Annotated in this window: 2 protein-coding genes; both read right to left on the bottom strand. The window is 36.8% G+C overall.

Annotation, left to right across the window (positions count from 1 at the left end; all coding sequences use genetic code 11):
* Window positions 1–271: 271 nt before the first annotated feature.
* Window positions 272–1,210 (bottom strand): L-threonine 3-dehydrogenase, encoded by a 939-nt coding sequence (locus tag V7149_RS20200; protein ID WP_335347389.1) that lies wholly within the window; start codon window positions 1,208–1,210, stop codon window positions 272–274.
* A gap of 79 nt (window positions 1,211–1,289) precedes the next feature.
* On the bottom strand, window positions 1,290–2,480 hold the full coding sequence (locus V7149_RS20195) for a glycine C-acetyltransferase (protein WP_335347388.1): 1,191 nt from the start codon (window positions 2,478–2,480) through the stop codon (window positions 1,290–1,292).
* Window positions 2,481–2,601: the final 121 nt, after the last annotated feature.

Genomic DNA, 2,601 nt, shown 5'->3' with positions numbered 1-2,601 from the left:
AAAAATATAAATGCATAGAATAATAATGTCAATTGAATTTTCTTAATATATTTTATTTTTTAAGCTATTCAAATAGATAAATCATTTTAATCAATAGATAAATGAACTTAAACCATCTTTTTAGCCAGAATAATATTATAATAAAAAATATTCCGAATCTAATTTAGAATAGTATTCAAATTAATATTATGATTATGCACTTCAATTTAACCTTTCCTAACATATATAAAAAAGGCAGCTTTATTTGCTGCCTTTTGGTTTGCAATTTAAATTATTTACGTAGCTTTTCTAACATATCTGCTGTCATTTTTGCAAGATCATATTCTGCCTTAAAGCCCCACTCTTCTATTGCAGCTGTGGCATCAAGCGAATTTGGCCAGCTGTCCGCAATCTTTTGACGAACAGGATCCACCTGATAATCCATCGTAAACTCTGGTATGGACTTTCTAATTTCTGCAGCGATTTGTTCCGGTTCAAAGCTCATTGCTGTCACATTAAATGAATTTCGATGCTTTAATTTTGAAGCATCTGCCTCCATCAGATCTACAATTGCATTTAATGCATCAGGCATATACATCATATCCATATAGGTTCCTTCCGCAATATAGGAAGTATAGTGTTTATTTTTGATTGCTTCATAGTAAATTTCAACAGCGTAATCGGTTGTACCGCCTCCAGGAGGGGTCACATGTGAGATTAATCCTGGAAATCTCAAACCTCTTGTATCAACGCCAAATTTATAATAGTAATAATCTGCAAGTAATTCTCCCGCCACTTTATTTACACCGTACATAGTCGTAGGACGCTGAATAGTGTCTTGAGGGGTGTTATCCTTTGGTGTAGATGGACCAAAGGCACCGATTGAGCTAGGAGTGAAAAATTTGCAATTTAACTCACGCGCTGTTTCTAAAGCATTCATGAGCCCGCCCATATTTAAATTCCAAGCGAATACCGGATTTTTTTCAGCGGTAGCCGAAAGTAAGGCAGCCATATGAATAATAGTATCCACTTGATACTTCTTAGCCATTTCAATCATCGTTTTCGTGTCTGTTACATCTACAACTTCAAAAGGACCAGAAAGTGCAGCCTCTGAATCATTTTTTCTTATATCTGTGGCAATTACATTGTCTGCTCCATAAATATCTCTAAGTTTCAACGTTAACTCAGATCCAATTTGACCTAAAGCCCCTGTAATAAAAACCTTTTTCATTTAATAACCAAACCTTCCTCTGTGAAAATTCTCGTCTCCATTGCCATTCTTCAAAAATGTTGAATGAGGGGCAAATTAATTAAATTACACCCATTTCTTTCCCTACTTGTTCATATATTGCAATAGCCTGATCAAGCATTTCCTTCGTATGTGCTGCTGTTGGCATATTTCTAACCCTTCCAGTGCCCTGCGGAACAGTCGGGAACACGATTGACTTCGCATAAACGCCCGCCTCGTTCAACTTTCTGCTGAACTCTTGTGTCTTTACTTCATCGCCAATAATACAAGGCGTGATCGGAGTTTCACTATCACCAATATCAAAGCCTAAGTTCTTTAAGCCAGTTTTTAAATAATTAGCATTCTTCCAAAGCTTCTCATTCAATTCAGTACTTTCCATTAATATTTCAATTGCCTTTATACTTGCAGCCACATCTGCCGGAGTTAACGATGTAGAGAATAAGAATGGTCTGCTTCTTACTTTTAACCAATCTATTAGCTCTTGTTTTCCGGCAACGTATCCGCCAACAACACCAATTGCTTTTGAGAGAGTACCGATTTGAAAATCAATTTTATCAGAAAGCCCGAAATGCTTGACAGTTCCTGCACCATCACCTAAAACTCCTGATCCGTGAGCATCATCTACATAAGTAATCAGGTCGAATTCTTCTGCGATTTTCACAATTTCAGGAAGCTTGGCGATATCTCCATCCATTGAGAAAACGCCATCTGTAATGACCATGATTTTATTGTATAAGCCAGATTCCTTCGCCTCTTTTGCTTTTGCTCTTAAATCTTCCATGTCAGAATGGTTAAAACGGATGATCTTTGCTCTTGATAACCGGCAGCCATCAATGATAGAAGCATGATTCAATTCATCGGAAAGAATTGCGTCATTTTTGTCCATAACAGCTGAGATAGCAGCCATATTACAATTGAAGCCAGATTGATACGCAATAGCAGCCTCTGTATGTTTAAATTCAGCTAGTTTTTCTTCTAGCTTTACATGCAGGGCCAATGTTCCGTTAATCGTCCGAACAGCTCCCGCTCCAACCCCGTATTTATTAATTGCTTTTGTAGCGGCTTCCTTTAATCGCTCATCAGTAGCTAACCCTAAATAGTTATTGGAAGATAGATTTATCAGCTCTCTGCCATTAATCTTAATAATTGGTCCGTTTGGACTTTCTAACGGATCGATAACATTATACAGTCCCTTACCTCTTAACTCTTCTAGGTTTTCCTTTAAAAAAGCATCTAATGTTTTGCTTGACATAATCAAGGCCCCCTTACGTATTCAGTTCCTGTTTGTCGCTTTCCTAAAAACAAATGTCTCTCCCAAAAAGACAGTTGTTTTTACAAAAAAGCTAGATATATAAAGGAATATTAAGTAATAC

It is taken from the genome of Bacillus sp. JJ1503, assembly GCF_036965125.1.
Lineage (GTDB): Bacteria > Bacillota > Bacilli > Bacillales > Cytobacillaceae > Cytobacillus.
The sequence above is the reverse complement of the archived record's forward strand: the minus strand, read 5'-3'. Positions and strand labels throughout refer to the sequence as shown.

Excerpts from the sequence above, each read along its gene's own strand:
- V7149_RS20200 (WP_335347389.1), bottom strand. The coding sequence starts at position 1,210 with ATGAAAAAGGTTTTTATTACAGGGGCTTTAGGTCAAATTGGATCTGAG.
- V7149_RS20195 (WP_335347388.1), bottom strand. The coding sequence starts at position 2,480 with ATGTCAAGCAAAACATTAGATGCTTTTTTAAAGGAAAACCTAGAAGAG.